Origin of the sequence: Paracoccus sp. DMF (genome assembly GCF_004407025.1) — a bacterium.
In the GTDB taxonomy this organism is placed as follows: domain Bacteria; phylum Pseudomonadota; class Alphaproteobacteria; order Rhodobacterales; family Rhodobacteraceae; genus Paracoccus; species Paracoccus aminovorans_B.
The window spans coordinates 84,210-111,162 of the sequence record NZ_SOKV02000009.1 but is presented as its reverse complement, the minus strand read 5'-3'; the positions used below and the strand labels follow the sequence as shown (position 1 = coordinate 111,162).

Genomic DNA, 26,953 nt, shown 5'->3' with positions numbered 1-26,953 from the left:
TGGACATATTTGCCCCGACGGCAGGCTCAGGGCCGGATCTCGACCTCGGTGCCGATGGCGGCATGGGCGAAGATCTCCTCGATCTCGGCATTGGTGATGGCGATGCAGCCGGCGGTCCAGTCGCCCTTGACCTTGTAGCCGTCGGACACCTGGTTCGGCTGGCCGTGGATCATGATGTCGCCGCCCGGGTCGTAGCCGCCGCGCCGCGCCGCCTCGCGGTGGTGGCGCTGCGGATAGTCGAGGCCCAGCGACAGGTGATAGGCGCTTTGCCGGTTCACCCGGTCGATGCGGAAGATGCCCTCGGGGGTGCGGCCGTCGCCCTGGCGGCTCTTGTCGCCCTCGGGCGCGAAACCCAGCGCGATGCGGAAGCGGCGCGGCCCGCCCTGGCGTTGCCAGACGGTCATGCGGCGGGCGGATTTCTCGACCAGGATGCGCGCGACGGGCGAGGCGATGGGCGCCTCGGGCCGCGCGGGCGGGCGCGGCAGGATCGGCGGCAGCCTGGGCAGGCGCCATTCCGGCAACCGCCAGTCCGGCAGGCGCGGCCAGTGCCAGCCCTGCGCCGGGGGCGGCACCTGCGGCGGCACGGGCTGCGGCGCCCAAAGCACCCACAGCCCCCAGACCAGCGCCGCCAGGCACAGCGCCGAGAAAAGCCCGCCTAGCCGCTTCATTGCAGGTCGCGGAACGCCTCTTGCAGCCGCGCCAGCGCCTCGGCCACCCGGGCGCGCGGCGTGGCGAGGTTGAAGCGCAGGAAGTCCTCGCCCCCGGTGCCGAAGCTGCCGCCGTGGTTGGCGGCGATGCGGGCGCCCTGTTCGACCCGGCGGGTGAACTCGGCCCGCTCCATGCCGGTGCCCGAGAAATCGACCCAGGCGAGATAGGTCGCCTGCAAGGGCATCGAGGCCAGCCCCGGAATCGCCGCCAGGCCTGCGTCGAAGATGCGTCGGTTGCCGTCGAGGTAAGCCACCAGCGCATCGACCCAGGCCGCCCCTTCGGGCGAATAGGCGGCGGCGACCATGCCGAGGCCGAAGAGCCCGGGCGAGATCCCCAGCGCCATCATCCGGCCTTGCAGCCGCTTGCGCAGCGCCTCGTCCGCGACGATGACATTGCCGATATGGGCGCCGGCGATGTTGAAGCTCTTGGTCGCCGCCGTCAGAGTCACCAGCCGCGACGCTATGCCGGGCACCGCCTTGGCCATGACCGTGTGGCGCGGCGCGCCGGGCATCACCAGGTCGTGGTGGATTTCGTCCGAGACCAGGATCAGGTCATGCGCGGTGCAGAAATCGGCGACCTGGCGCAGCTCTTCGGGCGACCAGACCCGGCCGCCGGGATTGTGCGGCGAACACAGGATCAGCATGCGCTCGCGCCCGGTCAGCTGGCGGGCCCAGCCGTCCCAGTCCATGCGGTATTGGCCGTCCTCGATGGCCAGCGGGAATTCCGCCACCTCGCGACCCGCGGCGCGGATCACCCGGGCAAAGGCGTGATAGACCGGCGTCATCACGATCACCCGGTCGCCGGGCTGGGTGAAGGCATCGACGCAGATCGCGGTGCCATTGACCAGCCCGTGCACGGTCAGGATCCAGTCCGGCTCGATCGCCCAGCCGTGCCGGTTCGCCATCCACCAGCGGATCGCGTCCAGATAGGCCGGGTTCGCGCCGGGATAGCCATAGACGCCATGCGCCGCCATCCGCTCGACCGCGCGCTGGACCGAGGCCGGCGGGCGGAAGTCCATGTCCGCGACCCACATGGCGATGCCGTCCTTCGGCGAAACGCCATAGCTCGCCTGCATGTCGTCCCATTTCGAACAGGCGGTGCCGGTGCGGTCGATGATCTCGTCGAAATCGGGCTGGGCCATGGTCCCTCTCATTTTCAATGCCCGGCCACCATAGCGCGTTGTTGCGCAAGGCCAAGGCTTGGCCTAGATCACGGTCATGACATTGCGCAGCATCATCCTTCACCCCGATCCGCGCCTGAAGAAGCCGTGCGAGCCCGTGGCCCGCATCACGCCCGAGATCGAGACCCTGGCCGCCGACATGTTGGCCACCATGTATGACGCGCCGGGCGTGGGCCTGGCGGCGCCGCAGGTGGGCGTGCTGTCGCGGCTCTACGTCATGGATTGCAACAAGGACCCCGAGGCCGAGCCGCAGCCCGTCGTCATGCTGAATCCCGAGATCACCTGGCGCTCCGAGGCGCTGAACACCTATGAAGAGGGCTGCCTGTCGATCCCCGACCATTACGCCGACGTGACGCGGCCGGCCCAGGTGCGGGTGCGCTGGCTGGGCCTGGACGGCAAGACGCAGGAGCGTGACTTCGACGGGCTCTGGGCCACCTGCGCCCAGCACGAGATCGACCATCTCGACGGCAAGCTGTTCATCGACTACCTCGGCCCGATCAAGCGCCAGTTGATCACCCGCAAGATGGTCAAGCTGAAGCGCGAGCGCGCCCGTGCCTGAACCGCTGTCCGGCGAGGATCAGGCCGCCCAACCGCAGGGCCCGGACCCGGCGGCGCTGGCGGGGCTGGGCCGGGTGCGGCCGATCCTGATCCATCCCGACCCGCTGCTGCGGCAGGCCTGCCTGCCGGTCGGCCGTCTGGGCTGGGACCGAATCCTGCCGCTGGCGGCGGATCTGCTGGCGACGATGTATGACGCCGGCGGCCGTGGCCTTGCCGCGCCGCAGATCGGCGAGCCCTGGCGGATCTTCGTGATGGACCACGGCTGGAAGACCGGCACGCCCTTGCCCCGCGTGGTGCTGGACCCCGACATCGCCGCCCTGGGCGCCGAAACCGAGACGCTCGAGGAAGGCTGCCTGTCGATCCCCGGCCATCCCGTCACCGTGACGCGGCCCGCGGTGATCTCCTTGCGCTGCTTCGACCTGACCGGGGCGCTGCTGACGCTGTGCCTGTCGGGCATCGAGGCCCGCATCGCCCAGCACGAGGCCGACCATCTGGACGGCCGCCTGATCCTGGACTTCACTGGCCAGGCCGATCGCTGAAGGTTGCGCCTTGCGAGACCGTGGCGGGGGGACCATCCGGCCCGCCTGGACGTGACGGTTCCTGCGCCCCGCTGCGGTCTCAGCCCGCGGGGTGTCGTCGATGACGTGCGGAAGGCCACGCCGTCCTCATGCCCAGCAGACCAGAGACCGCCGCGCCATGCGCATCAAGGCCGGGGCGCGGGCCTGATCAAGGGCATCGTCATCGGCAAAGCCGTCCTGCCGGACGTCGTCATCCAGCGGGAAGCCCTGGCGGCTGCGATCTCGTCGGGCGTCAGTTCGTCAACAAGGCTGGCCCGCTCCAAGGCAATCTTGCGGCGGTGGGCAGCAAGCGCCCGTCCACCTCGGCAGCAGTCAGACGGACCAGCCGCAGGGCGTCAGCATAATCCTTGGTCTTGAGCGAGAAGGTTTCCTCGGCCTTGGGATGGCTGGACTTGATGTCCTGCGGGACAGCGGCGCGGGATCGCCCACGGCGGGCCAAGCGGGTGTGTCCGGGCACGGCTGCGAGCAGCTCCGCTGTAACACCTTCCCGCGTCACAAGCCGAAATTCACCCGAGCGCTGCGGGAAAATCCTTGAAATTCAAAGCTTTGCGATTAACTGGTGGAGCCGAGGGGAATCGAACCCCTGGCCTCATCATTGCGAACGATGCGCTCTACCAACTGAGCTACGGCCCCATCCGGCTGCTATCTCGCCCAAGGCCCGGGGGTTGTCAAGGGCGGAATCCCGGGAGCCCCGGCATTCTTTTTTCCCAGCACGCATCCCCGCCGACCGGCCGCCGGGCACCCCTATTCCGCCGCCTCGGCATAGCTTTCCAGCGGCGGGCAGGTGCAGACCAGGTTGCGGTCGCCATAGGCATTGTCCACCCGCCCGACCGGAGGCCAGTACTTGTCCACCCGGAACGCCCCGGGCGGGAAACAGCCCTGTTCGCGCGAATAGGCGCGGTCCCAACCGGCGACCAGGTCCTCGACCGTATGGGGCGCGTGGCGCAGCGGGCTGGCATCGGGCGCGATGCGGCCATCGGCCACCGCGGCAATCTCGTCGCGGATCGCCAGGAAGGCGGTGATCAGCCGGTCGATCTCGGCCTTGGTTTCCGACTCGGTCGGCTCGACCATCAGCGTGCCGGCGACCGGCCAGCTCATCGTCGGTGCGTGGAAGCCGTTGTCGATCAGCCGCTTGGCGATGTCGTCCACGGTCACGCCATGCTCGGCAAAGGGCCGCATGTCCAGGATGCACTCATGCGCGACCCGGCCACGGTTGCCCATGAACAGCACCGGATAGGCCGAGGCCAGCCGGCTGGCGATGTAATTCGCGTTCAGGATCGCGACGCGCGTCGCCTGGGTCAGCCCGGCCCCGCCCATCATCAGGATATAGGCCCAGGAGATCAGGAGGATCGAGGCCGAGCCCCAGGGCGCCGCCGAAACCGCGCCCGCGCCCGTCCGCGGATCGGCCGGCAGATAAGGCGTCAGATGCGCCTTAACCCCGATCGGCCCCATGCCGGGACCGCCGCCGCCATGCGGGATGGCGAAGGTCTTGTGCAGGTTCAGGTGGCTGACGTCGCCGCCGATCTCGCCCGGCCGCACCAGCCCGACCAGCGCATTCATGTTGGCGCCGTCGATATAGACCTGGCCGCCGTGGCGGTGGGTGATGTCGCAGACCTCGCGGATGGTGTCCTCGAACACGCCATGCGTGCTGGGATAGGTGATCATCACCGCCGCCAGCCTGTCCCCCGCCTTCGCGGCATGGGCGGCGAAATCCTCGAGGTCGATGTCGCCGTTCGGCGCCGACTTCACCACCACGACCTTCATCCCCGCCATCTGCGCCGAGGCCGGGTTGGTGCCATGCGCGGACACCGGAATCAGGCAGATGTCGCGATCCTCGCCGCGCGCCTTGTGATAGGCGGCGATGGTCAGCAGGCCGGCGTATTCCCCCTGCGCGCCGCTGTTCGGCTGCAGGGAAAACGCGTCATAGCCGGTGATCGCGCACAGCTTCCCGGTCAGGTCGGCAAAGACCTCGTGATAGCCGGCGGCCTGGTCCTCGGGGGCAAAGGGGTGCAGCGCGGCGAATTCGGGCCAAGTGATCGGCATCATCTCGGTCGCCGCATTCAGCTTCATCGTGCAGGAGCCCAGCGGGATCATCGCCCGGTCGAGCGCCAGGTCGCGGTCCGACAAGCGGCGCATATAGCGCATCATCTCGGATTCCGCCCGGTTCATGTGAAAGACCGGATGGGTCAGGTAGTCGCTTTCGCGCAGCAGGCCCTCGGGGATCGCCGGCGCCCGGGCCGGCACCGCCGGCTCCGAAATGCCGAAGGCGTCCAGCACCCGCGCGATGACGCCCGCATCCGTGGTCTCGTCGACCGCGATGCCGACCCGGTCGCGGCCCACCTTGCGCAGGTTGATGCCGCGATGCCGGGCGGCGGCGAGGATGCCGGCCTGCCCCACGCCCACCCGCACGGTCAGCGTGTCGAAGAACGCCTCCGGCGCCACCTCGGCCCCGGCTGCGCGCAGGGCATCCGCCAGCGTCACCGCGTTCAGATGCACGCGCTGCGCAATGGCGCGCAAGCCCTCGGGCCCGTGGAACACCGCGTAGAAGCTGGCCATCACCGCCAGCAGCGCCTGGGCGGTGCAGACGTTGCTGGTCGCCTTCTCGCGGCGGATGTGCTGCTCGCGGGTTTGCAGGGACAGGCGATAGGCGCGGTTGCCCTTGGCATCGACCGAGACGCCGACGATGCGCCCCGGCATCGCCCGCTTCATCTCGTCGCGGCAGGCCATGAAGCCGGCGTGCGGGCCGCCATAGCCCATGGGCACGCCGAAGCGTTGCGCCGAGCCGACGGCGATATCGGCGCCCATCGCGCCCGGATCCTTCAGCACGCAAAGCGCCAGCAGATCGGTCGCCATCACCGCGACCGCCCCCGCCTGGTGCAGCGCGTCGATCTCGGCGGAATAGTCCCGGATCTCGCCGAAGGTGCCGGGATACTGGAAGATCGCGCCAAAGACCGCCGAGGGGTCATAATCGCCGCGCAGGATCTCGATGCCCAGGGGCGCGGCCCTTGTCTCGATCACCGAGACGGTCTGCGGGTGCAGCCCGTCGCTGATAAAGAAGCCGCGCGCCTTGGACTTCGCCACGCGCTGCGCCATGGCCATCGCCTCGGCCGCCGCCGTCGCCTCGTCCAGCAGGCTCGCATTGGCGACGGGCAGGCCGGTCAGGTCCGACACCATGGTCTGGAAATTCAGCAGTGCCTCCAGCCGCCCCTGGGCGATCTCGGGCTGATAGGGCGTATAGGCGGTATACCAAGCCGGGTTCTCCAGGATATTGCGTTGGATCGCCGGCGGCGTGACGGTACCGTAATAGCCCTGCCCGATCAGGCTGGTCATCACCCTGTTGCGTCCCGCCACCTCGCGCATCCGCCCCAGCAGCGCGGCCTCGGACAGCGCCGGCCAGTCCAGCGCCTCGGCCTGGCGGATGCCGGCGGGCACGGTCTGCGCGATCAATGCGTCCAGGCTCTCGACCCCGACGGCAGCCAGCATCGCCTGCATCTCGGCCGGAGACGGCCCGATATGGCGCCGGTTGGCGAAATCGTCGGGGTTGTAGTCAGTCGGCGTCCACTTGCCCATCATCGGCCTCGTCGGAATAACATTGCCCTGGAAACCGCCCGGGAAGCCCCGGCCTTCTCCGTTTCAGAAATACCCTCGGGGGGTGCGGGGGGCGAAGCGCCCCCGCCATCGCCGGGCCGTCAGGCCCGGCAAAACATCACCCGATCAGCGCCTGATAGGCGGCCTCGTCCATGAAGCCCGACAGATCGGCATCGGCCGGCTTGATGCGAAAGAACCAGGTGCCCATGGCGTCCTGGTTCACCGCACCGGGATCGTCGGGCAGGCTTTCGTTCACCGCGGTAATCACCCCCGCCAGCGGCGCCACGATATCCGAGGCCGCCTTCACCGATTCGATCACCACGATCTCCTCGCCGGCCTCGACCTCGCGGCCGACCTCGGGCAGCTCGATGAACACCACGTCGCCCAGCTGCTCGCTGGCGTGGGCGGTGATGCCGACGGTGATCTCGTCGCCCTCCGGCTTCAGCCACTCATGGTCTTCGGTAAATTTCAGCATCTCTGGCCTCTCAACGCTTGTAGCCGGGTTGGTGGAAAGGAAGCGGGGTGATCGTCGCCGGCAGCCGCTTGCCGCGCAGCTCGGCCCAGACCGTGTCGCCGGGCGCCAGCGCCGCCGGCAGGATCGCCATGGCGATGGGCGCGCCGACCGAGGGGCCGAAGCCGCCGGAACAGACCGTGCCGATCTGCGCCCCGCCCTCGGCCGCATCGAAGATCGCGACGCCCTCGCGGATCGGCGCCCTACCCTCGGGGCGCAGGCCCTGTCGGACCCGCGCCGGACCCGCGGCCAGTTCCGCCAGCACCGGCTCGGCGCCCGGGAAGCCGCCGGCCCGCGCACCGCCCGCGCGGCGCAGCTTCGGAATCGACCAGCCCAGCCCCGCCGCGCCCGGCGTGGTTTCGGCGTCCATGTCATGGCCGTAAAGCGGCATCCCGGCCTCCAGCCGCAGGCTGTCGCGGGCGCCCAGGCCGATGGGCGCCACCTCGGGCTGGTCCAGCAGCGCCCGCGCCAGCGCCTCGACCTGCCCCAGCGGCACCGAGATCTCGAACCCGTCCTCGCCGGTATAGCCCGAACGGCTGATCCAGAGCCGCGCGTCCTGCCAGTCGCATTCGGCCACGTCCATGAAGCGCATCGCGGCGACGCCCGGCAGCAGCCGCGCCAGCACCGCCTCGGCCTCGGGGCCCTGCAAGGCCAGCAAGCCGCGATCCGTCACCGGCTCGACCGTCACGCCCTGGGCTTCCAGTTGCCGCAGATGCGCGATGTCCTGCGCGGCGCAGGCGGCGTTCACCACCAGATACAGATGATCGCCCTTGTTGGCGATCATCAGGTCGTCCAGCACGCCGCCCGCCGCATTGGTGAACAAGCCGTAGCGCTGCCGCGCCGGCGCCAGCCCGACCACATCGGCGGGCACCAGGGTTTCCAGCGCCCGCGCCACCTCCGGCCCGCGCAGGATCACCTGGCCCATGTGGCTGACGTCGAACAGCCCCGCATGCGCGCGGGTATGCAGGTGCTCGGCCAGCACGCCCATGGGATATTGCACCGGCATCTCCCAGCCGGCAAAGCGCACCATGCGCGCGCCCAGCGCGACGTGCAGATCGTGAAGCGGCGTGCGCTGTAGCTCGGCCATGGGCATCTCCTGTTTCCCGGACAGGGTGATCCCGCCCGCATCAGATGCCCCCTCTGTCCCTGCCCCGACCGGGGCGCCTGAGATCGTTATCCCTTCGGCGGACGGCCCTGGGCCGCCTCTCTCCAGAGTCTTCGGCGGAAAACGGTCCCTTTGCCTGAGAGATTCCCGGGGCGGTTGCTCCTTCGGCCCTGGCTTGCGCCAGCGTCTCCCGATTTCCGACTTAAGTCGTAGCCGGCACGCGCGAAGCTGACAAGAGCCCTGCACCGTTTTGTCGCATCGGTTCCATGGCTCAGATCGAGATATTCGAGGCGCCGCCGTCCAACAGCAGGTTCTGGCCGACGATGAAGCGGGCATGCTGGCTGCACAGGAAGGCGCAGGCGGCGCCGAAATCCTCGGGCAGGCCATAGCTGTGGGTCGGGATCGTCGCCTCGCGCCGGCGCCGGGCCTCGGTGATCTCGATGCCCTCGGCCTGGGCCACGCCCTTGTCCAGCGCATAGGCGCGCTCGGTCGCATGGATCCCGGGCAGCAGGTTGTTCACCACCACGCCCGATCCCGCCACCTGCCGCGACATGCCGGCGACAAAGCCGGTCAGCCCGGCGCGGGCGGCGTTCGACAGGCCCAGGATGGCGATGGGCGTGCGCACCGATTGCGAGGTGATGTTGACGACCCGGCCCCAGCCGCGCTGCATCATCCCCGGCACCAGCGCCTGCATCAGCGCCACAGCGGTCAGCATGTTGGCGTCCAGCGCCCGGATGAAATCCTCGCGCGACCAGTCGGTCCACTTGCCCGGCGGCGGCCCGCCGGCGTTGTTGACCAGGATATCGGCCGCGCCGCCCAGGGCCGCCAGCACCGCGGCGCGGCCCGCCTCGGTGGTGATGTCAGCCGCAACCGGCGTCACCCGGACGCCGTGGCGCGCGGCGATATCGTGGGCGGTGGCCTCAAGCGCCTCGGCGCCGCGGGCGTTGATGACCAAGTCGACCCCGGCCTCGGCCAGCGCCTCGGCGCAGCCGCGCCCGAGCCCCTTCGAGGCCGCGCAGACCAGCCCCTTCTTGCCCCTGATGCCCAGATCCATGGCGTTCCTTTCGCTGTCGGTCACCCGACAGGGAAGCGCGGGCGCGGGCGATTGTCCAGTTCAGAAACAGAGGATCTCGGCCTCGGCCTCGGCCCGGCGATAGTTCGCGACCATCTCGTTGCTGCCGGTGCTGCGAAAGGCCGCGGCGCGGTCGCCGCCCATATGCTGCATCGAGAGCACCGTCTCGGCCTTGACATAGTCGTCATAGGACAGGACCGAGGCGATCTGGTCGATGGCGCAGCTGCATTTTTCCAGCATGTCGCGGGTCTGGCCGTTCGCCGCCATGCAGACGAAGACGTAATCCGCCCGGGCATTGGTGGGATAGTCGTTCACCGCCTGCGCCCCGGCCGATCCGGCCCAGATCGCAAGCGCCGCCGTCAGGATTGGCCGCAGCATCATTTCAACACCATCGCGCTGTCATAGGCGGGCTGCCCGCCCGCCAGGGGGCCGGTGCGCGCCGCCATGGCGCGGATCGGTGCCTTGGGCTCGTCCAGGGTGAAGCGCAGCTCCAGCGTCTCGAACCCCAGCATGCGGCCGCTGTTCTTGTCGCCCTGGAACGGGACGAAGACCGCGACGGTGGCGCCATCCTCGCGCCGGACCTCGCCGCCCCGGAACAGCGCGTCCTTCAGCCGGTTGCGGATATAGAACGGGCTGCCGCCGGTCAGCGCCGCCATGTCGCGCGACACGGTTTCCAGGAAGAAGGTCAGCGCCGGATCGCCGCCCGAAACCGGGAACGGCCCGATCCTGCGGTCGATGCGCGCGGTCTTTTCCAGCAGTTCCAGCACCGGCTTGCCGTCCGAGGCGTCGGTGGTCTGGGTCAGCGAGATCGTGCCCTGACCCAGCGGGGTGAAGCCCTCGACCTCGGGGCCGGTCTGGGTCAGCGTCCAGACCAGCGGCTTGCCCTCCAGCTGCCAGGGGCCGCGTTCGGCAAAGACCAGATCGCCCGCTTCGTCCGCCATCAGCGGCGTCGCGGCGACCAGCGCCAAAAGGGCGATGCGGATCAGAAACCTCATGAACGTCTTCCTTCTCCCACCGGGGAACTTGCCCCCTGGCCCGGCCGCGGGAAAGTCCGCGTCGGGCTTTATCCGGCTTTGGTCTTAGGCCAGGAGCTGTTGCAGCATGGCGGCCAGATCCTCGGGCCGCACCGGCTTTTCCAGCAGCGGCACGTCGATGGCATGGCTGGCGCGGGCCAGTTCCGGCGCCCGCTGCGCCGTGACCAGGATCGCCGGCACCGGCTGCCCCGCAGCCTGCCGCAAGGCCTGGATCGCCTGCAAACCGTTGTCGCCATTGTCGAGATTGTAATCCGCGATCACCACGTCCGGCGGCTCGTCGCCCATCTGGGCCAAGGCCTCGGCGATGCCGCCCGAGACGCGCGGCACCATGCCCAGGCGGTCCTTCAGCACCAGCTCCAGCGCCCGGCGCATGGCATCGTCGTTTTCCACCACCAGCGCCACGCAGCCGCGCAGCGACGGGCCGGCGCGGGCGCCTTCGCTGCGGGCGGGCTCGGCGCAGGGCGCGACCAAGGGCAGGCTGACGCGGAACACCGTGCCGCGCCCCGGCTCGCTGTCCATGGCGATGGGATGGCCCAGCTTGGCGCAGGCGCGGCGCACGATCGACAGGCCCAGCCCCATGCCCGGCACGCCGCCGCCCTCGCGGCCGATGCGCTGGAACTCGTCGAAGATGCGGGCGCGGTCGGTCGCCGCGATGCCGATGCCGGTGTCGAAGATCTCCAGCCAGGCGCGTTCGCCGCGCCGCCTGACCCCGACCAGCACCCCGCCGCGGTCGGTATATTTGATCGCGTTCGAGACCAGGTTCTGCGCGATGCGGCGCAGGAAGGTCGGGTCGCTTTCCACCAGAACCGAGGTCGGCGCGAAACTCAGCCGCAGCCCCTTGGCCTCGGCCATGGGGGCATATTCCACCGCCAGCCGGCGGAACATGTCGCCCAGGTCCACGGGCTTGCGCTGGAACTCGATGCGCTGGCTGTCGAGGCGCGAAATGTCCAGCACCGCATGCATCAGCTCCTCGACCGAATCGAAGGCGCCGGACAGCCGGCCGGTCAGCTCGCGCTGGAATTCGTCCAGGGTCGTGTCCTTCAGAGCCGACAGGAACAGCTTGGCGGCCGAAAGCGGCTGCAGCAGGTCGTGGCTGGCCGCGCGCAGGAAGCGGGTCTTCGAGCGGTTCGCCTCTTCGGCCGAGGCGCGCGCCACGGCCAGCTCGCGGTTGCGTTCCGACAGGTCGGCCAGCGCCTTTTCCAGCTCGCGGGTGCGGACCTGCACCTCGCGCTCCAGCGCCACGGCGGCCTGGAACATCGACCAGGCCGAGCCACGCGATTCCTCGAGCCGGTCGATGCGGTCGACCAGCACGTCGGTGATGCGGGCCAGTTTCTCGGCCCGGCGGGCGGGGGGCTCGTCCTCGCGCAGGAACATGGCTCAGCCCGCCTCGGGCGGCATCAAGGCCATGCCGACGAAGGTCTGGTTCACATGCATGCCGCTGTGCTGCTCGCCATAGGTGTTGAAGCCGGCGACGCGATAGCGGGCCAGCAGTTCCGACATCTGCGGGATCATGCCGGCGCGTTCCAGCGCCAGCCGGCGCAGGATGCAGTCGAAGCCCAGCACCATCAGCGGCGGGCGCGGCAGCGCGTCCATCACCTCGGCAAAGCCGCGCGTCATGTCCATGGCCCGGCCCAGCGTCAGGATATGGCCCGGCTCGGTCCCCGACATCAGCTGCAACCCGCCCGAGGGCGTGACGGCACGGATGGCGCGGACATGATGGCGCTTGCCGGTGCGCAAGAGCAGCGGGTGGCGGGCGAATTCCGTCGGCGTCAGCGCCTCGGGCGCCAGCCCGGCCAGCCGGGCGTATTCCTGCGCCGCGGGCTCGGCGTTCAACTCCAGGATGATGCGGTTGTGCGGATCGGCGGCCGTCACCACCGCCCGCTTGTCGGTCGGGCTGAAATGCGAAAACAGCACCTCGGCCACGGCGAGATCGGTTTCCAGCAGCAGGAACAGCGCCGCGCCCTCATGCACCGCGCCGTCGACCATCTGGCAGCTGGGCGCGAACAGGATGCCCTCGGCGCTGGAGCCGCCGACCACCGGCAGGCCGGGGATCGCCGCATCCAGCGTCGCGGTCAGCACGTCCTCCTGCCGGGCATGGGCGTCGGGCAGCACCACGCCAAAGACCGAGCGGCGCAGGTCGGGCCGGAAATCGGCGTGGAAGCGGCGCAGCGTCGCCATCCATTCCGAGGCCGGCACCAGCGCCTGGTTGCGCAGCACGCAGACCCCGACCCGGAAGCTGGCCGAGGGGAAGCCGACCGCCGTCACCGTCGCCGCGCAATAGCCGCGCGGGCCGATCTCGCCGGCCGAGGAACAGCCGACGATCCGGCAACCCGTGCCCAGGCGTTCGCGCAGTTCGGTGCCCAGCGCCGGCATGCCGCGCGCGGGCATGCCGAACAGCAGGACCAGCGCCGGTTCCAGCGGCGCCATCTCGGCGGCGATGCGGGCGGCAATGTCGGAGGCGCCGGCCGCGACCGACAGCACCCGCGGCCCCGGCGGCTGCGCCGCGGCCCCCGGACGGACGCCGCCCGGCCAGGGCGCGGGCGCGGCCTGGCTGGTCATGCCGGCTCGAACAGCCGGACGCTATTGGCCAGGAGCACCGCTTGGGTGCGCCGGCGGGCGTTGATCTTGGACATGATCGCGGTGATGTGGGTCTTGACCGTGGCCTCGGCGATGGACAGCTCGTAGCTGATCTCCTTGTTCGCCTTGCCCTGGCAGATCAGCCGCAGGATCTTCATCTGCTGCGGCGTCAGGCTGGCGAAGCGGCGGGCCAGCTCGACGCGGGCGGCGTCCTCCTCGCCGACGCTGTCGGGCTGATAGCTGTCGGGGGTGACGCGCTCGCCCTCCCACATGCGGCGCAGGCTGTCGACCAGCGCCTCGCGGCCCAGGGACTTGCTGACATAGCCCTGCGCCCCCGCCGCCATCGCGGCCGAGATCATGGCGTTTTCCAGATCGGCCGAGATCATGGTGATCGGCACGTCCGGGATCTGGCGCCGCAGGGTGACGAGCCCCTCGGCACCCTTGGCATCGGGCAGGTTCAGGTCCAGGATCACCGCGTCCGGCGCGCCCTGCGCGCGGATCTGTTCCTGGGCCGCCGCCAGGCTGCGGGCGGTGCGGACATTGCGCAGCCCGAAGCTGATCTTCAGCGTCAGGGCCAGCGCGTCGCACATCAGCGGGTGGTCATCGACGATCAGGATCTCGCGGACCCGGTCGGCGGTGAGCCTTGGCGATGCGGCGCGGTCCTGCGACTGCATTTCGGCTGAGGCCATCGTTCTCCTCCCAAAGAAACGACAGGGGCGGGGCGTGTTCGCCCGCGGCCCGTTCCCGTCCATCTTACGGCCCCGGGGCGGCAGCGCAAGCCCGTTGGTCGCGGGGGCTGGCGCCGGCGTGCGACTTCGGATGTATTGGCCCCGGCGCGGACAGGTGGCAGTTTGACCGTCAGCAGGGGGGAAAATCGCATGCAACTTACCAGAAGAACGGCCTTGATCGGCCTGGGGCTGGCCTGCGCCTCGGCCGCGCTTCCAGGCCGCGCGCAAGAGGCCGAACTGCCGGCGATCCGGGTCGGCACGCTGGAGAACGGCACCGTCAACTGGGAGCTTCAGACCATCATCAAGCGCGGTTTCGACCGCGCGAACGGCTTTCGGCTGGTGCCGATGGTGCTGGCCGGCAATCCCGCGACCCAGGTCGCCATGCAGGGGGCCGAGGTCGATACCATCGTCTCGGACTGGCTGTGGGTGGCGCAGCAGCGCGCGCGCGGCACCGGCTTCGCCTTCCTGCCCTATTCCACCGCCGTGGGCGGGCTGATGGTGCGCGCCGACAGCCCGGCCAGGACGCTCGCCGACCTGCGCGGCAAGAAGATCGGCATCGCCGGCGGCCCGGTGGACAAGAGCTGGCTGATCCTGCGCGCCTGGTCGCGCGAGGAGCTGGGCGAAGACCTGGCCGACATCAGCCAGCAGGTCTTCGGCGCCCCGCCGATGATCCTGAACGCCGCCGAAACCGGCGAGGTCGATGCCGCGATCAACTTCTGGCATTTCCAGGCCAAGATGCAGGCGCGAGGCATGCGCGAGCTGATCTCGGTCGCGACGGCGGCCGAGGCGCTGGGACTGGACCCCGGCACCCCGCTGCTGGGCTATGTGCTGCGCGACGACTGGATCGCCGCCAACCCGGCGCTGGCGACCGGGCTGGCGCGGGCCTCGCGCGCCGCCAAGGAACTGCTGGCCAGCGACGATGCCGCCTGGGAGGATCTGCGCCCGCTGATGGAGGCCCGGGACGACGCCGAGTTCCAGGCGCTGCGCGCCGGCTGGCGCGCCGGCATCCCGCTGCCCGGCCCGGTCGATGTCGCCAATGCGCAGGCCATGTTCGCCACCATGGCGCGCCTGGGCGGCGACGAGCTGACCGGCGGCGTCACCACCCTGCCCGACGGCCTGTTCTGGTCGCCGGAGTAACCATGCGCCCCGGCCGCCCCTCTCGCGCCCTGCTGCCGGGGCTGCTGTCCGTCGCGGCGATGCTGCTGGTCTGGACCGTTGCCTCGCAGTTGACCGACCGGCCGCAGACCCTGCCCGCGCCCTGGCATGTCGCCGCGCGCATCGCCGGGCTCGCGGCCAGCGGCGAGCTGTGGCTCAACGCCGGCATGACGCTGTTCCGCGTCGCCGCCAGCTTTGCGCTGGCCATGGTGGTGGGCATGGGTCTGGGCCTGTGGATGGGCCGGTCGCGCGCCGCCGACGACTGGCTGAACCCGGGGCTCATCATCCTGCTGAACGTGCCGGCGCTGGTGGTGATCGTGCTGTGCTACATCTGGATCGGCCTCAACGAGACCGCCGCCATCCTGGCCGTGGCGCTGAACAAGATCCCGGTGGTGACGGTGATGATCCGCGAGGGCACGCGCGCGCTGCGGCCGGACCTCGACGACATGGCGCGGACGTTCCGCATGGCGCCCCTGCCGCGGCTGCGCCATGTCGTGCTGCCGCAGCTTGCGCCGCAGATCGCGGCCTCGGCCCGGGCCGGCATCTCGCTGATCTGGAAGATCGTGCTGGTGGTCGAGTTCCTCGGCCGCTCGAACGGGGTCGGCTTCAAGATCCACCTGCTGTTTTCCAGCTTCGACGTGACCGGGGTGCTGGCCTGGGCACTGGCCTTCGTCGCGGTCATGCTGGCCATCGACCTGTTCCTGCTGCGCCCGCTGGAATCGCGCGCCAACCGCTGGAGGCAGGATGCGGCTTGATCTGCAAGGCAAATCCTTCGGCAGCCGCGCGGTGCTGGGTCCGCTGTCGCTGGCGGTCGGGCGCGGCGAAAGGCTGGCGGTGCTCGGGCCCTCGGGCATCGGCAAATCGACGCTGCTGCGCATCCTGGCCGGGCTCGACAGCGATTATCGCGGCCGGTTGCAGGGCGGCGACCGCCTGGCCGTGGTGTTCCAGGAACCCGTGCTGCTGCCCTGGCGCGATGCGGTCGGCAACATCACCCTGCCCACGGGCTGCGATGCGGCGGTGGCGCGGGACTGGATGGCGCAGGTCGGGCTGGCCGGGCACGAGGACAAGTTCCCGCGCCAGCTGTCTCTGGGCCAGCAGCGCCGGCTGGCGCTGGCCCGCGCCTTTGCCGCCGGCCCCGACATCCTGCTGATGGACGAGCCCTTCGCCTCGCTGGACGAGGCGACGCGGGCGCGCATGCTGGCGCTGACCGGCGCGCTGCTGGACCGCTCGGGCGCCGGTCTGGTGCTGGTGACGCACGACCCCGCCGAGGCGCAGGCGCTGGCCGCCCGGCCGCTGCATCTGTCGGGCAGCCCGGCGCGGCTTCAGAACGACTGATCCCAGACCCGCCCGTCGGTATCCTGGGCATGGACCGTCACCGGCCCCTGCCCCGGCGCATAGGCAAAGCGGAACACCGGATCCTCGGAAATCGAGATCCCGGCGTCCATGGTGAACAGCGCCGCATCGCCCTGCTTGACCTCCAGCGTCTGGATGAACTCGGCCGGGATGGTCAGCAGCGTCACCTGGTCGCGCTGCAGGCCCGAGAAATTCGGGTGCCGGATCATCAGCGTGCCGATCTGCCGGCCGGCCTCTTCGGTCTGGCGGTACCGCATCTGGCCCATGGTGGCGCGCACCTGGTCCATGCTTTTCCCGGCCGGCGCCGCGCAGCCGCCCGAAGCCTTGACATAGCGCCCGGCCATGACCTTGCGCCCGTCCTCCAGCGTGGCGATGGCGCGCAGGTCCGAGTAATTGTCGACCCGCACCCGCACCTCGAAATCCAAGGGCATCAGCGCCTTGCCAAAGGTGAACTCGGCCGCGACCGGGGCCGGGTTGCCGTCCACCACCAGCGTCAGCGCGGTGATCGCCGGCGCGCCGGGCGGCTGGGTGACATGGACCGGCACCAGCGCCGGATTGTCCGCCCGCTTCGGCGCGTCGAGGTCGAAGACGGCCGGGTCCACCGGCGGCTCTTCCTCGGTGCCGATGATGCTGGAGCGCAGGTCGTCCCACAGGGGCGAGGGCAGCATCGGGTTTTCCACCTCGGCCGCCAGGGCGGGGGCGGCCAGCAGGGTCAGGATCAACGCAAGTCTCATATCCGCCTCTCTTTCGCCATGCGGCGATAGACCAGCGCGGTGTCGTCGCTGGTCGCATCGGCCTCGGCCTCGGCGCGCAATTGCGCGTTCAGGCCGGACCGCGAACAGACCGGGTCGGTGGCGCGCGCGTCGCCGGCCATGGCCATGGCCTGGCAACGGCAGCCGCCGAAATCCACCTCGCGCCGGTCGCAGGACTGGCAGGGCTCGGGCAGCCAGGCGGTGCCGCGAAAGGCGTTGAAGGCGGCGCCGTCGCGCCAGATCGCGGCCAGCGGCGCCTCGCGCACGGTCTGGAAGCGCAGCCCAGTGATGGTCTGCGCGGCATGGCAGGGCAGCACCGTGCCGTCGGGCGCGATGTTCAGCCCGGTCGAGCCCCAGCCGCCCATGCAGCTTTTCGGATAGATGGCGTGATGGTCGGCGGGGACATAGTCGATGACCATGCGCCCGCGCAGCCGCTGGCGGGCGGCGTTCACCACCTCGCGCGCGCGGGCCGCCTGCGCCATGGTCGGCATCAGCGGCCGGCGGTTCAGGTCGGCCCAGCCGTGGAACTGCACGGTCGCGACCTCGATGCGGCGGCAGCCCAGCCGCTCGGCCAGGTCGATCATCTCGGGCAGGCGGTCCAGGTTCTGGCGATGCACCACCGCGTTCAGGGTCAGCGGAAAGCCGATGGCGCCGATCCATTCCGCCACCTGCATCTTGCGCGCGAAGCTGCCGCCATAGCCGCTGATCCAGTCCGCCATCTCGGCGTCGATGCCTTGCAGCGACAGCTGCATGTGATCGACCACGCCGTCCAGTTCGCGCAGCCGCGATTCCGTCAGCCCGATGCCCGAGGTGATCAGGTTGACGTAAAGCCCCGCATCCCGCGCCGAACGCGCGATCTCGGCCAGGTCGCGGCGCGAGGCCGGCTCGCCACCCGACAGATGCACCTGCAAGACGCCCAGATCGGCGGCCTGGCGGAACACGTCGGCCCATTCCGCCGCCGTCAGCTCGGATTGCACCCGCGTCAGCTCGACCGGGTTCGAGCAATAGGGACAGGCCAGGGGGCAGCGATGCGTCAGCTCGGCCAGCATCGCCATGGGCAGGCCGACGCGGACCGGATGGCCGTCGATGTCGCGGGGGATCGGCTCATCCTTCATCCTGGCACCCCTGCTGGGCGTCGCCCTCGGCGCAGGCGAGGAACACCATGCGCCGGTCGACGAGGCCGCGGATGAACTCCTGCACGTCGCCCTCGATCTGCTCGGCGGGGGCGGCGTAGCGTTCGCAGAGTGTCAGGACCACCTCGGCCAGGCTGCGTCGGCCGTCGAGTTCGGACAGGATCGCGTCGCCGACCGGGTCCAGCTGCATGGCCCGTTCCGGCGCCAGCAGCACCCGCATGCCGCGCACCCGGTCGTCATAGAGCCGCACCCCCCGGGGCAGATAGGGCACGCAGCCGCCGCTGATGCGATGCCCGGTCATGAGGCGGCCGCCTGCGCCGGCGCGGCCGCCAGCCCCTCGGCCGGACGCCATGCGCCGGGCGGGATGCGGCCCTCGACATAGCCGTGCCACAGCGCGTCGAGCTGCGCCCAGAGCACATCGGTCTTGAACTCCAGCGCCGCCGCCGCCGCGTCCTGTTTCTCCAGCGTATCGGCGTGGTCGAGGACATAGTTCAGGCCGAACTCCACGTCCTTGGGCGCCTCGGTCAGGCGCTTGCGGAAATAGGAAAGGCTGGTCTCGTCGGCGAAATCGTAATGCTCTAGCAGGCCCTCGATGCGTTCGGCGTGGATCTTGGGGGCGAACATCTCGGTCAGGCTGGCGGCCACGGCGTCGAGCAAGGGCATGTCGCGCACGAAGCGGACATAGGCATCGACGGCGAATCGCGTCGCGGGCATCACGCCGGCGCCGCTCGCGACATAATCCGGGTCCAGCCCCACGGCGCGGGCCAGGGCCAGCCAGCGCCGGATGCCGCCGCCCTCATCGACGCCGCCGTCGTGATCCTCGATGCGGCTGCGCCAGATGCGGCGCATCTGCGGGTCGTCCAGCCGCGACAGGAAGGCCGCGTCCTTCATCGGGATGCGCGACTGGTATTGCCAGCGGTTGATGACCCAGGCCCGCACCTCGTCGGGCGAGCATTGCCCGCCGTGCAGGCGTTTGTGGAACGGGTGGCGGTCGTGATAGCGCTCGGCGCCGATGCGGCGCAGGCGTTCGTGGAATTCGGCCCGGCTCTGGGCGCGGTGGTCGGCGATCTTCATGGCACGATCTCCATGCCGTCGCGGCCGACCTGCCAGCCCGCCGCCTCGGCAGCGGCGCGTTCGGGGCTGGAGGGATCGACCAGCGGGTTGGAATTGTTCAGATGCACATAGATGCGGGCGCGCAGCGGCACGTCGCGCAGCGCGTCCAGGCTGCCCTCGGGCCCCGAGACCGAGACATGGCCCATGCGACGGCCGGTCTTGCGGCCCAGCCCCTCGCGCAGCATCTCGTCATCGCTCCACAGCGTGCCGTCGAACAGCAGCGCGTCCGCACCCGCGATTCGCTCGCGCAGCCAGCCGGGCACCGAGGCGCAGCCGGGAATGTAGAACACCCGCCGGCCGTTCGCGGACAGCTCGACCCCCACGGTCTGCTCGCCCATCAGGCCGGTGTCGACCTCGTCCCCTTCCAGGTAAAGCGGCACCTTGCCCGGCACGGCGAACAGCGTCGCCATCAGCCCCGGCGTCAGCTGGAAGGGCTGGTCCAGCGCCAGGTCGCGGCGCGTCACCACCTGCGGGTCCAGCGCCGCAAGCATGGGATTGGCGGCCAGCACCGCATGGATGGCGGGCGTGGCGTAAAGGTCGAAGGGCTGGCCCTCGCGCAGGGTCAGAAGGCCGGCCACGTGGTCGATGTCGCCATTCGTCAGCAACACCGAGCGGATGGGCGAGCCGCGCAGCCGCTGCGGCCGCAGGTGGACCGAGGCGGCAAGCTGCTGGCGCAGGTCGGGCGAGGCGTTGATCAGCGCCCAGTCACGGCCGTTGGCCGAGATGGCGATGCCGCTCTGGCTCATCGCCGGGATGCGGCCGTCGCGTGCGGCATCGCAATTGCGGCAGCCACAATTCCATTGCGGCAGGCCGCCGCCGGCGCCGCTGCCAAGGATCACGATACGCATGTTTGCCTCTTCCGGCAGACCCGGCCGCCCGTTTACCCAGGCAGCCGGGCCCGGAAATCGCCGGGTCAGGTCAGAACAGAACCGGCTCGTCCTCGGCCGGGGCATACATGTTGATTTCCATGCCGCAGGCGATTTCCGTCAGCGCGGGTTTGGTCCAGGCCATATAGATCTCCTCCTCCAGGTCGCCGCATGTCGCGGTCCCTTGAATGCTAGGCCGGTCCGCCGGCCAGTCAACGCGCCAAAGGTCGTAGATGACCGCGCCCGCCCCGCGGTGCTAGGCTGCGCGCGAAAGGATGCGGGCCATGTTTCACCTGATCCTCAGCGCCTGCCTGGCGGCGCAGCCGGGGGTATGCGAGGGCCGGCTTCTGCCGGCGGGCGACGCGCCCGCGCGCGAGGCCTGCGAAGCGGGCGCGGCGGCGATCGCGCGCGACTGGCTGGCACGCCATCCCGACCTGACCCCGGGCGAAGGCGGCACCCGCTGCGTCGAGACGGCCGAGCTGCCGGCGCTGTCCATGCAGGAAATCGCCGCCGGCGTGCATCTGCACCAGGGCGCCATGGACCAGCTTTCGCCGCAGAACCGCGGCCGGATCGCCAATTCCGGCTTCATCGTCGGCGACACGGTGGCGGTCATCGACAGCGGCGGCAGCCGGGCCGAGGGCGAGGCGCTTTACGCCGCGATCCGCCAGGTCACCGACCTGCCCGTCAGCCACCTGATCCTGACCCACATGCACCCCGACCACATCCTGGGCGCCGAGGTCTTTGCCGAGGCCGGCGCCACCGTTGTCGCCGACGCCCGCCTGCCGCAGGCGGTGGCGCTGCGGGCCGAGGCCTGGGTGATCTCGGTGCCGCGCCAGATCGGGGCGGGGAACTTCGCCGGCACCCGCATCGCCGCCGTCGATCATCCGGTGACGGCCCCCGAAACGATCTCGCTGGGCGGGCGCGACTTGCGGCTGGTGCCGGTGCCGCCCGCCCATACCGACAGCGACCTGACCGTGCTGGATCAGGACAGCGGCACGCTGTTCGCGGGCGATCTGGTGTTCCTGGGGCTGACGCCCTCGCTCGACGGCTCGCTGGCGGGCTGGCTGGGCTGGCTGGACACACCGCCCGACCCGGCCCCCGCGCGCATCGTGCCCGGCCATGGCCCCGTGACCGAGCTGTGGGAGGACGCCACCGCGCCCGAGCGGCAATACCTGACCGCGCTGCGCGACGCCGCGCGGCAGGCGATTGGCCGCGGGCTGGCGCTGTCCGCCGCGATTCCCGCCATCGTGCAGGCGATGCGGCCGTTCTCGGAAGGCTGGGCCGATTTCCAGGCCGTCACCGCGCGCAATGCCGCCACGGCCTTCGCCGAGCTGGAATGGGAATAGATTGCCTCGCCCGCGCCCCGATGCCACAACTATGCCGAGCGCATCGGGAGGAAGGTCATGGCACCTCGGCACGGTTTCATCGCGGCGGCCCTGGCCGCCCTGCTGCTGGTCGGAAATGCACAGGCTGAAGAGGCACCGGTGCCCGAGCGGCGGCTGTCGCTGCAGGCCGACACCGACCTGCCCGGCGGCGACCTGGGCCCGATCTTCGACACCACGCTGCAAGCCTGCGTGCAGGCCTGCGTCGCGAACGACGCCTGCACCGCGCTGACCTATAACGAACGCGCCCGCGCCTGTTTTCCCAAGGGCGAAGGCACCGGCGCCGCCGCGGGATTCGTCGGCGCGATCTCGGGCCATGTCGTGACGCTGGACAGCGAAGCGCGGCTGCGCGCGCAGTCTCGCGCCGCCGCCGCCCCCTTCATCGCGCCGCAGGACCTGAGCCAGGCGCAGGCGCAGGCGCGCTCGTTCCCGGCGCTGCACCCGCCGATGGCCGACTATCCGCAGGGCAGCGCGCAAGCGGCCGAGAGCGGCGGCGACCTGGCGCTGGCCGCCCGCATCACCGCCTCCGAGGCCGCGCGCTATGACCGGGCCGAGGACTGGACCAATCTCGCGCGGCTGACGCTCTATACCGGCGACCAGAACGACAGCGACGCCTCGAACGCGGTCGCCGCGATGGCGATCAACGGCTATCTGCGCGCGGGCCAGGATGCCATCGCCGGCCGCGCGCTGTCCTGGCTGGCCATGGCCTGGGAACGCCAGGGCCGGGGCCGCGATGCGCTGGCGGCGCTGCGGCTGGCGGCGAAACTGTCGCCCGCCGACAGCGAGATCGCCTCGGCGCTGGAGGAATCCGAGGCGCGCAACGGGTTCCGCGTCACCGACACCCAGGTCGAATCCGAAGGCAAGACGCCGCGCTTCTGCGCCGTCATGTCGCGCGCGCTGTCCACCAGCACCGATTACGCGCCCTTCCTGCGCCTGCCCGGCCGCGACCTGACGGTCGAGGCCAATGACGACCGGCTTTGCGTCGCCGGGCTGACCCATGGCCAGGAGGTCGAGCTGACGTTGCGCACCGGCCTGCCCTCGGCCGATGGCGAGGTGCTGGCCCGCGACGTGACGCTGAAGGGCTATGTCCGCGACCGCAGCCCCGAGGTCCGCTTCCCCGGCCGCGCCTATGTGCTGCCCGCCTCGGGCGACCAGCGGCTGTCGATGGTCACGGTCAATGCCGATGTCGTCGACCTGCGCCTGCTGCGCATCTCGGACCGCAACCTGATCCGCGCCATGGCCGAGGACATGTTCGCGACGCCGCTCGACAGCTGGCAGAGCAACTATTTCAGCGACAGCATGGCGCGCGAGATCTGGAAGGGCACGGCCACGGTCGCCAAGCCCGTGGGCCAGGACGGCCTGAACCGGGAACTGACCACCAGCCTCGCCATCCCGGCCGAGGCCGGCCCGCTGGAGCCCGGCATCTATATCGTCGAGGCCGGCGTCGCGACCGAGAACGCCTCGGACAGCGGGCTGGCGACGCAATGGTTCGTGATCTCGGATTTCGGGATTTCCACCTTCAGCGGCACCGACGGGCTGACCGTGGCGGTGCGCAGCCTGAACGACACCGCGCCCAAGGTCGGGGCCGAAGTGGCGCTGGTCAGCCGCTCGAACGACGTGCTGGCCAAGGCTGCGACCGACGACCAGGGCATCGCGCATTTCGCCCCGGGCCTGGCGCTTGGCAGGGACGGCGCGGCGCCGGCGCTGGTCACCGTCACCGACTGGCAAGGCGAGGGCGCCGCGCGCGCGCCGCGCGACATGGCCTTCCTGTCGCTGTCGGATCCCGAATTCGACCTGTCGGATCGCGGCGTCGAGGGCCAGCCTCCGGCGCCGCCGATCGACCTGTTCCTGACCACCGACCGCGGCGCCTATCGCGTCGGCGAGACGGTGAACGCCACCGTGCTGGCTCGCGACGCCGAATCGCGCGCCTTGCCGGACCTGCCGCTGACCGCGGTGATCCTGCGCCCCGACGGGGTGGAACAGACCCGGATGCCGGCGACCCCCGCCGGCGCCGGCGGCAGCGTGGTCGCCTGGGCCATCCCCGGCAACGCCCCGCGCGGCACCTGGCGGCTGGAGCTGCGCACCGAGGCCGACGGCCCGGCCCTGGCCACGGCCCGCCTGCTGGTCGAGGATTTCCTGCCCGAACGCATCGACTTCACCCCGAAACTGCCCGAAGGCCCGGCCCGCGCCGGCGGCGAGCTGGCGCTGAGCCTGAACGCGCATTGGCTGTTCGGCGCGCCGGCCGCGAACCTGCCGGTCGAGGGCAGCCTGCGCCTGTCCCCGACCCGCGCGCTGGCCGGGTTCGACGGCTATGTCTTCGGACGCGAGGATGACACCTCGCCCGTCACGGACAGCCTGCCGCCCGGCCAGACCGATGCGCAGGGTCATTACCAGGCGCAGATCACCCTGCCCCCCGCCACCGAGCTGGGCCCGCGCCCGTTTGAGGCCGAGGTGGTGCTGGACATCCGCGAAGGCGCCGGCCGCCCGGTCGAGCGCGTGGAATCCCGCGTGGTCATGCCCGAGGCGCCGGTGATCGGCATCAAGCCGCTGTTCGAGAGCGACACCGTGGCCGAAGGCGCGGAGGCGCGTTTCGCGCTGCTCGCCGTTGGCCCGGACCTGAAGCCGGCCGCCGCCCCGGTGCGCTGGGTGCTGAACCGCATCGACACCGATTACCAATGGTATTCGCTGGGCGGGCAATGGAACTGGGAGGCGATCACCACCCGCACCCGCGTCGATGAAGGCGTGGCCGAGCCGGGCGAGGCCCCGGCCGAGATCGCCGGTGCCGTCGAATGGGGTCAGTACGAGTTGGTCGCCGAGCCGGCATCTGGCCAGGGCGGGCAAAGCTCGACGCAATTCTATGCCGGCTGGGGCGCGGTGGCGAATGCCGGCACGCAGACGCCGGACCGCTTGCAGGTGGTGCTGGACAAACCCGCCTATCGCAGCGGCGACACCGCCCGGGTCAAGGTTCAGGCGCTGGCCGACGGGCTGGGCCTGGTCTCGGTGCTGTCGAACCGGCTGGTGTCCATGCAGACCGTGGCGTTGAAGGCCGGCGAGAACAGCCTGGACCTGCCGGTGACGGACGCCTGGGGCGCCGGGGTCTATGTCACCGTCAGCGCCATCCGTCCGCTGGGCGAGGCCAAGGCCGAACGCACCCCGGTGCGGGCGCTGGGCCTCGCCCATGCCGCCGTCGATCCGGGCGAGCGCAAGCTGGCCGCCAGCATCGCGGCGCCCTCCGAGACCCGCCCGCGCGGCGTGATCCCGGTCACGCTGAAGGTCGATGGCGCGGCGGGCGAGACGGTGCAGGCCACCATCGCCGCCGTCGACCAGGGCATCCTGAACCTGACCGGCTTCCAGCCGCCGAACCCTTCCGACCATTACTTCGGCCAGCGCCGGCTGGGGGTGGGGCTGCGCGACCTTTATGGCCGGCTGATCCTGTCCAGCGGCGCCCCGGACGGCGCGCTGCGGACCGGCGGCGACGCGATGCAGGCCACGGCCGAGGCGCCGCCGCCGACCGAAAAGCTGATGAGCTGGTTCTCGGGGCCGGTGACGGTGGCTGCGGACGGCACCGCGACCGTCGAGGTGCCGGTGGGCGACTTCAACGGCGAGGTGCGGGTCATGGCCGTAGTCTGGTCCGACAAGGGCGTGGGCCAGGCCGATGCAAGCGTGCTGGTGCGCGACCCGGTGGTGATGACCGTGACCGCGCCGGCCTTCCTTGCGCCGGGCGACCAGGCGCAGGTCGGGCTGCGGCTGACCCATGCCTCGGGGCCCGCGGGCGAGGTCAGGCTGGCGGTCGAGCAGGTCGGCGGCGCCGCGCCGCTGACCACGACCCTGGCCCAGGACAGCGTGACCCTGGCCGAGAAGGCCGAGGCGCAGGTCCAGATGCCGGTCACGGCCGGCGAGGCCCTGGGCCATGCCAATCTGCGCCTGACCCTGACCACGCCCGACGGCCAGGCGCTGACCAAGGACATCACCATCCCCGTGGCGCTGAACGAGGCCGACATCCAGCGCCCGGACCGCATCCTGGTCGAGCCGGGGCAGAGCATCGCCGTGCCGCCGACGCTGACCGAAGGCATGCTGCCCGGCGCGCTGCTGGCGGCGGCGGTCGGGCCCTATGCGCGGCTGGACGTGGCGGGCGCGCTGGCGCGGCTCTCGCGCTATCCCTATGGCTGCACCGAGCAGCTGACCTCGGGGGCGATGCCGCTGCTGTATCTGCCGAGCCTTGCCGCGCTGGAAGGCGTGGACGGCGGCGACACCGGCGAGCAGGTGCAGAAGGCGATCACCCAGATCCTGACCCGGCAGGGCAGCAATGGCGGCTTCGGCCTGTGGTCTGCCGATTCGGGCGACCTGTGGCTGGAAGCCTATGTCACCGACTTCCTGTCGCGCGCCCGCGCGGCGGGCTACCAGGTGCCGGACACCGGCTTCCGGCTGGCGGTGGACAACCTGAGGAACCGCGCCAATTACGCCACCGAACCCGGCGCCGCCTCGGCCGAGGAGAACGCCGCGCTGGCCTATGCGCTGGCGGTGCTGGCGCGCGAGCGGGCGGCGACGGTGGGCGATCTGCGCTATTACGCCGATACGGCGGCGGGGTCGTTCTCGACCCCGATGGCTGCGGCGAATCTGGGCGCGGCGCTGGCCTCATACGGCGACCAGGGGCGGGCCGACCGCATGTTCACCCAGGCGCGGAACCTTCTGAACCTGGGCGCGCCCGAGCCGCAGGTCTTCCGCGCCGACTATGGCACGCGGCTGCGCGACGCGACGGCGGTGCTGGCCCTGGCGGCCGAGGCGAAAAGCCGGGCGGTGGATGCGACCGACCTGACCAGCCGCATTGCGGAGCAGATTCAGCGGGCCGAGGAGGACGGCCGCAGCCTGTCCACGCAGGAATCGCTCTGGACGGTGATGGCGGCGCAGGCGCTGGCGCAATCGGTGCCGCCGGCGGCGCTGAACGGCGTGGCGCTGACCCAGCCGATCGCCAGCCTGCCCGATGCCGACGCGAGCCTGGCCAACAACGGCGAGCAGGCGCTGGAGGTGACGCTGACCGCCACCGGCAAGCCCCGCGGCCAGGTGGCGGCGGGCGGCAAGGGCTACAGCATCTCCCGGCGCTATTACAGCATGGAGGGCGAGGCGCTGGACCCTGCCAGCGTCAGCCAGGGCACGCGCATGGTGGTCGAGCTGGAAATCGCGCCGCAATCCGAGGGCGGCGGCCGGCTGGTCATCGCCGATCCGCTGCCGGCGGGATGGGAGATCGACAACCCGAACCTGCTGCGGGCGGGCGATGTCTCGGCGCTGGACTGGCTGGAGGGCGAGAGTTCGGCCGAGATGACCGAGTTCCGCGCCGACCGGTTCGCGGCGGCGCTGACCTGGACCTCGTCCGAGCGCTTCCGGCTGGCCTATATCGTCCGCGCGGTGACGCCCGGGCAGTTCCGCCACCCGGCCGCCAGCGTCGAGGACATGTATCGCCCCGAATTCCGCGCCTGGAGCGACGGCGGCAGCGTGACCGTCACGCCCTGAGGACGGCGCGGCGGCGGTGGCGCCGTCGCGTGGGTATTTGGGGAGCAAAGAA

Annotated in this window: 25 protein-coding genes, 1 tRNA gene and 1 riboswitch; of the genes, 7 read left to right on the top strand and 19 right to left on the bottom strand. The window is 70.8% G+C overall.

What is annotated here, in order from left to right:
• Positions 1-26: 26 nt before the first annotated feature.
• The gene (locus E3D03_RS07780; protein ID WP_263566480.1) at positions 27-668 is read right to left on the bottom strand and encodes a murein L,D-transpeptidase family protein; all 642 of its coding nucleotides are present in this window, start codon (positions 666-668) and stop codon (positions 27-29) included.
• Positions 665-1,849, bottom strand: coding sequence for a MalY/PatB family protein (locus tag E3D03_RS07775; protein WP_263566479.1), 1,185 nt, complete (start codon positions 1,847-1,849; stop codon positions 665-667). Before E3D03_RS07775 ends, E3D03_RS07780 begins: the two co-directional genes overlap by 4 nt.
• Positions 1,850-1,925: 76 nt before the next feature.
• Between E3D03_RS07775 and def the strand changes: the two genes are divergently transcribed.
• Positions 1,926-2,447, top strand: coding sequence for a peptide deformylase (gene def / locus E3D03_RS07770; RefSeq protein WP_062561317.1), 522 nt, complete (start codon positions 1,926-1,928; stop codon positions 2,445-2,447).
• Entirely contained in the window at positions 2,440-2,985 is a 546-nt protein-coding gene (locus E3D03_RS07765) for a peptide deformylase (RefSeq protein ID WP_263566478.1), read from the top strand. Before def ends, E3D03_RS07765 begins: the two co-directional genes overlap by 8 nt.
• A gap of 271 nt (positions 2,986-3,256) precedes the next feature.
• On the opposite strand, the gene E3D03_RS21380 is transcribed toward E3D03_RS07765, so the two are convergent.
• From E3D03_RS21380 to E3D03_RS07715, 11 genes are all read right to left on the bottom strand, one after another.
• The gene (locus E3D03_RS21380) at positions 3,257-3,481 is read right to left on the bottom strand and encodes a DUF6538 domain-containing protein (protein WP_411969806.1); all 225 of its coding nucleotides are present in this window, start codon (positions 3,479-3,481) and stop codon (positions 3,257-3,259) included.
• A 100-nt stretch (positions 3,482-3,581) separates the two neighbouring features.
• Positions 3,582-3,657 (bottom strand) — tRNA-Ala (locus E3D03_RS07760).
• Positions 3,658-3,768: 111 nt separating this feature from the next.
• Positions 3,769-6,594 (bottom strand): aminomethyl-transferring glycine dehydrogenase, encoded by a 2,826-nt coding sequence (gcvP, locus tag E3D03_RS07755; protein WP_263566477.1) that lies wholly within the window; start codon positions 6,592-6,594, stop codon positions 3,769-3,771.
• Positions 6,595-6,730: 136 nt separating this feature from the next.
• Complete coding sequence (gene gcvH, locus E3D03_RS07750; RefSeq protein ID WP_062561323.1) at positions 6,731-7,087, bottom strand: glycine cleavage system protein GcvH; 357 nt, start codon at positions 7,085-7,087, stop codon at positions 6,731-6,733.
• A 10-nt stretch (positions 7,088-7,097) separates the two neighbouring features.
• Positions 7,098-8,210: a glycine cleavage system aminomethyltransferase GcvT gene (gene gcvT, locus E3D03_RS07745; RefSeq protein WP_263566476.1), complete on the bottom strand. Its 1,113-nt coding sequence runs from the start codon at positions 8,208-8,210 to the stop codon at positions 7,098-7,100.
• Between the two features lie 132 nt (positions 8,211-8,342).
• Positions 8,343-8,431, bottom strand: a riboswitch (glycine riboswitch).
• Between the two features lie 68 nt (positions 8,432-8,499).
• Positions 8,500-9,282 carry an SDR family oxidoreductase gene (locus E3D03_RS07740; RefSeq protein WP_062561325.1) on the bottom strand — a complete coding sequence of 261 codons (783 nt, stop codon included), beginning with the start codon at positions 9,280-9,282 and terminating at the stop codon, positions 8,500-8,502.
• A 60-nt stretch (positions 9,283-9,342) separates the two neighbouring features.
• Positions 9,343-9,678, bottom strand: coding sequence for a hypothetical protein (locus E3D03_RS07735; RefSeq protein WP_062562259.1), 336 nt, complete (start codon positions 9,676-9,678; stop codon positions 9,343-9,345).
• Complete coding sequence (locus E3D03_RS07730; protein ID WP_062561326.1) at positions 9,678-10,295, bottom strand: hypothetical protein; 618 nt, start codon at positions 10,293-10,295, stop codon at positions 9,678-9,680. Before E3D03_RS07730 ends, E3D03_RS07735 begins: the two co-directional genes overlap by 1 nt.
• Before the next feature lie 84 nt (positions 10,296-10,379).
• Positions 10,380-11,708, bottom strand: a complete 1,329-nt coding sequence (locus E3D03_RS07725; protein ID WP_263566475.1) for a hybrid sensor histidine kinase/response regulator — start codon at positions 11,706-11,708, stop codon at positions 10,380-10,382.
• Between the two features lie 3 nt (positions 11,709-11,711).
• The gene (locus tag E3D03_RS07720; protein WP_263566474.1) at positions 11,712-12,893 is read right to left on the bottom strand and encodes an FIST N-terminal domain-containing protein; all 1,182 of its coding nucleotides are present in this window, start codon (positions 12,891-12,893) and stop codon (positions 11,712-11,714) included.
• Entirely contained in the window at positions 12,890-13,600 is a 711-nt protein-coding gene (locus tag E3D03_RS07715; protein WP_017998675.1) for a response regulator transcription factor, read from the bottom strand. Before E3D03_RS07715 ends, E3D03_RS07720 begins: the two co-directional genes overlap by 4 nt.
• Positions 13,601-13,789: 189 nt before the next feature.
• On the opposite strand from E3D03_RS07715, the gene E3D03_RS07710 reads away from it, so the two are divergent.
• From E3D03_RS07710 to E3D03_RS07700, 3 genes are read left to right on the top strand one after another with little or no spacing between them, the layout of a single operon-like run.
• The gene (locus E3D03_RS07710; RefSeq protein WP_263566473.1) at positions 13,790-14,776 is read left to right on the top strand and encodes an ABC transporter substrate-binding protein; all 987 of its coding nucleotides are present in this window, start codon (positions 13,790-13,792) and stop codon (positions 14,774-14,776) included.
• 2 nt (positions 14,777-14,778) lie between these two features.
• Positions 14,779-15,549, top strand: coding sequence for an ABC transporter permease (locus E3D03_RS07705; protein ID WP_263566472.1), 771 nt, complete (start codon positions 14,779-14,781; stop codon positions 15,547-15,549).
• Positions 15,539-16,129, top strand: a complete 591-nt coding sequence (locus tag E3D03_RS07700) for an ATP-binding cassette domain-containing protein (RefSeq protein WP_263566471.1) — start codon at positions 15,539-15,541, stop codon at positions 16,127-16,129. Before E3D03_RS07705 ends, E3D03_RS07700 begins: the two co-directional genes overlap by 11 nt.
• Here E3D03_RS07700 and E3D03_RS07695 read toward each other — a convergent pair.
• The 6 genes from E3D03_RS07695 to pqqA form a co-directional block, all read right to left on the bottom strand.
• On the bottom strand, positions 16,117-16,881 hold the full coding sequence (locus tag E3D03_RS07695; RefSeq protein ID WP_263566470.1) for a quinoprotein dehydrogenase-associated SoxYZ-like carrier: 765 nt from the start codon (positions 16,879-16,881) through the stop codon (positions 16,117-16,119). The two genes, E3D03_RS07700 and E3D03_RS07695, sit on opposite strands and share 13 nt — an antisense overlap.
• Entirely contained in the window at positions 16,878-18,014 is a 1,137-nt protein-coding gene (gene pqqE / locus E3D03_RS07690; RefSeq protein WP_263566469.1) for a pyrroloquinoline quinone biosynthesis protein PqqE, read from the bottom strand. The genes E3D03_RS07695 and pqqE overlap by 4 nt, the downstream gene beginning before the upstream one ends.
• On the bottom strand, positions 18,004-18,333 hold the full coding sequence (gene pqqD, locus E3D03_RS07685) for a pyrroloquinoline quinone biosynthesis peptide chaperone PqqD (RefSeq protein ID WP_263566468.1): 330 nt from the start codon (positions 18,331-18,333) through the stop codon (positions 18,004-18,006). Before pqqD ends, pqqE begins: the two co-directional genes overlap by 11 nt.
• Entirely contained in the window at positions 18,330-19,106 is a 777-nt protein-coding gene (gene pqqC, locus E3D03_RS07680; RefSeq protein ID WP_263566467.1) for a pyrroloquinoline-quinone synthase PqqC, read from the bottom strand. The genes pqqD and pqqC overlap by 4 nt, the downstream gene beginning before the upstream one ends.
• Positions 19,103-19,993 (bottom strand): pyrroloquinoline quinone biosynthesis protein PqqB, encoded by an 891-nt coding sequence (pqqB, locus tag E3D03_RS07675; protein WP_263566466.1) that lies wholly within the window; start codon positions 19,991-19,993, stop codon positions 19,103-19,105. Before pqqB ends, pqqC begins: the two co-directional genes overlap by 4 nt.
• A 70-nt stretch (positions 19,994-20,063) precedes the next feature.
• Positions 20,064-20,156 (bottom strand): pyrroloquinoline quinone precursor peptide PqqA, encoded by a 93-nt coding sequence (gene pqqA, locus E3D03_RS07670; RefSeq protein WP_017998684.1) that lies wholly within the window; start codon positions 20,154-20,156, stop codon positions 20,064-20,066.
• 139 nt (positions 20,157-20,295) lie between these two features.
• Between pqqA and E3D03_RS07665 the strand changes: the two genes are divergently transcribed.
• Together E3D03_RS07665 and E3D03_RS07660 are read left to right on the top strand one after the other, a co-directional pair.
• Positions 20,296-21,357 (top strand): quinoprotein relay system zinc metallohydrolase 2, encoded by a 1,062-nt coding sequence (locus E3D03_RS07665; protein WP_263566465.1) that lies wholly within the window; start codon positions 20,296-20,298, stop codon positions 21,355-21,357.
• Between the two features lie 57 nt (positions 21,358-21,414).
• The gene (locus E3D03_RS07660) at positions 21,415-26,901 is read left to right on the top strand and encodes an alpha-2-macroglobulin family protein (protein ID WP_263566464.1); all 5,487 of its coding nucleotides are present in this window, start codon (positions 21,415-21,417) and stop codon (positions 26,899-26,901) included.
• Positions 26,902-26,953: the final 52 nt, after the last annotated feature.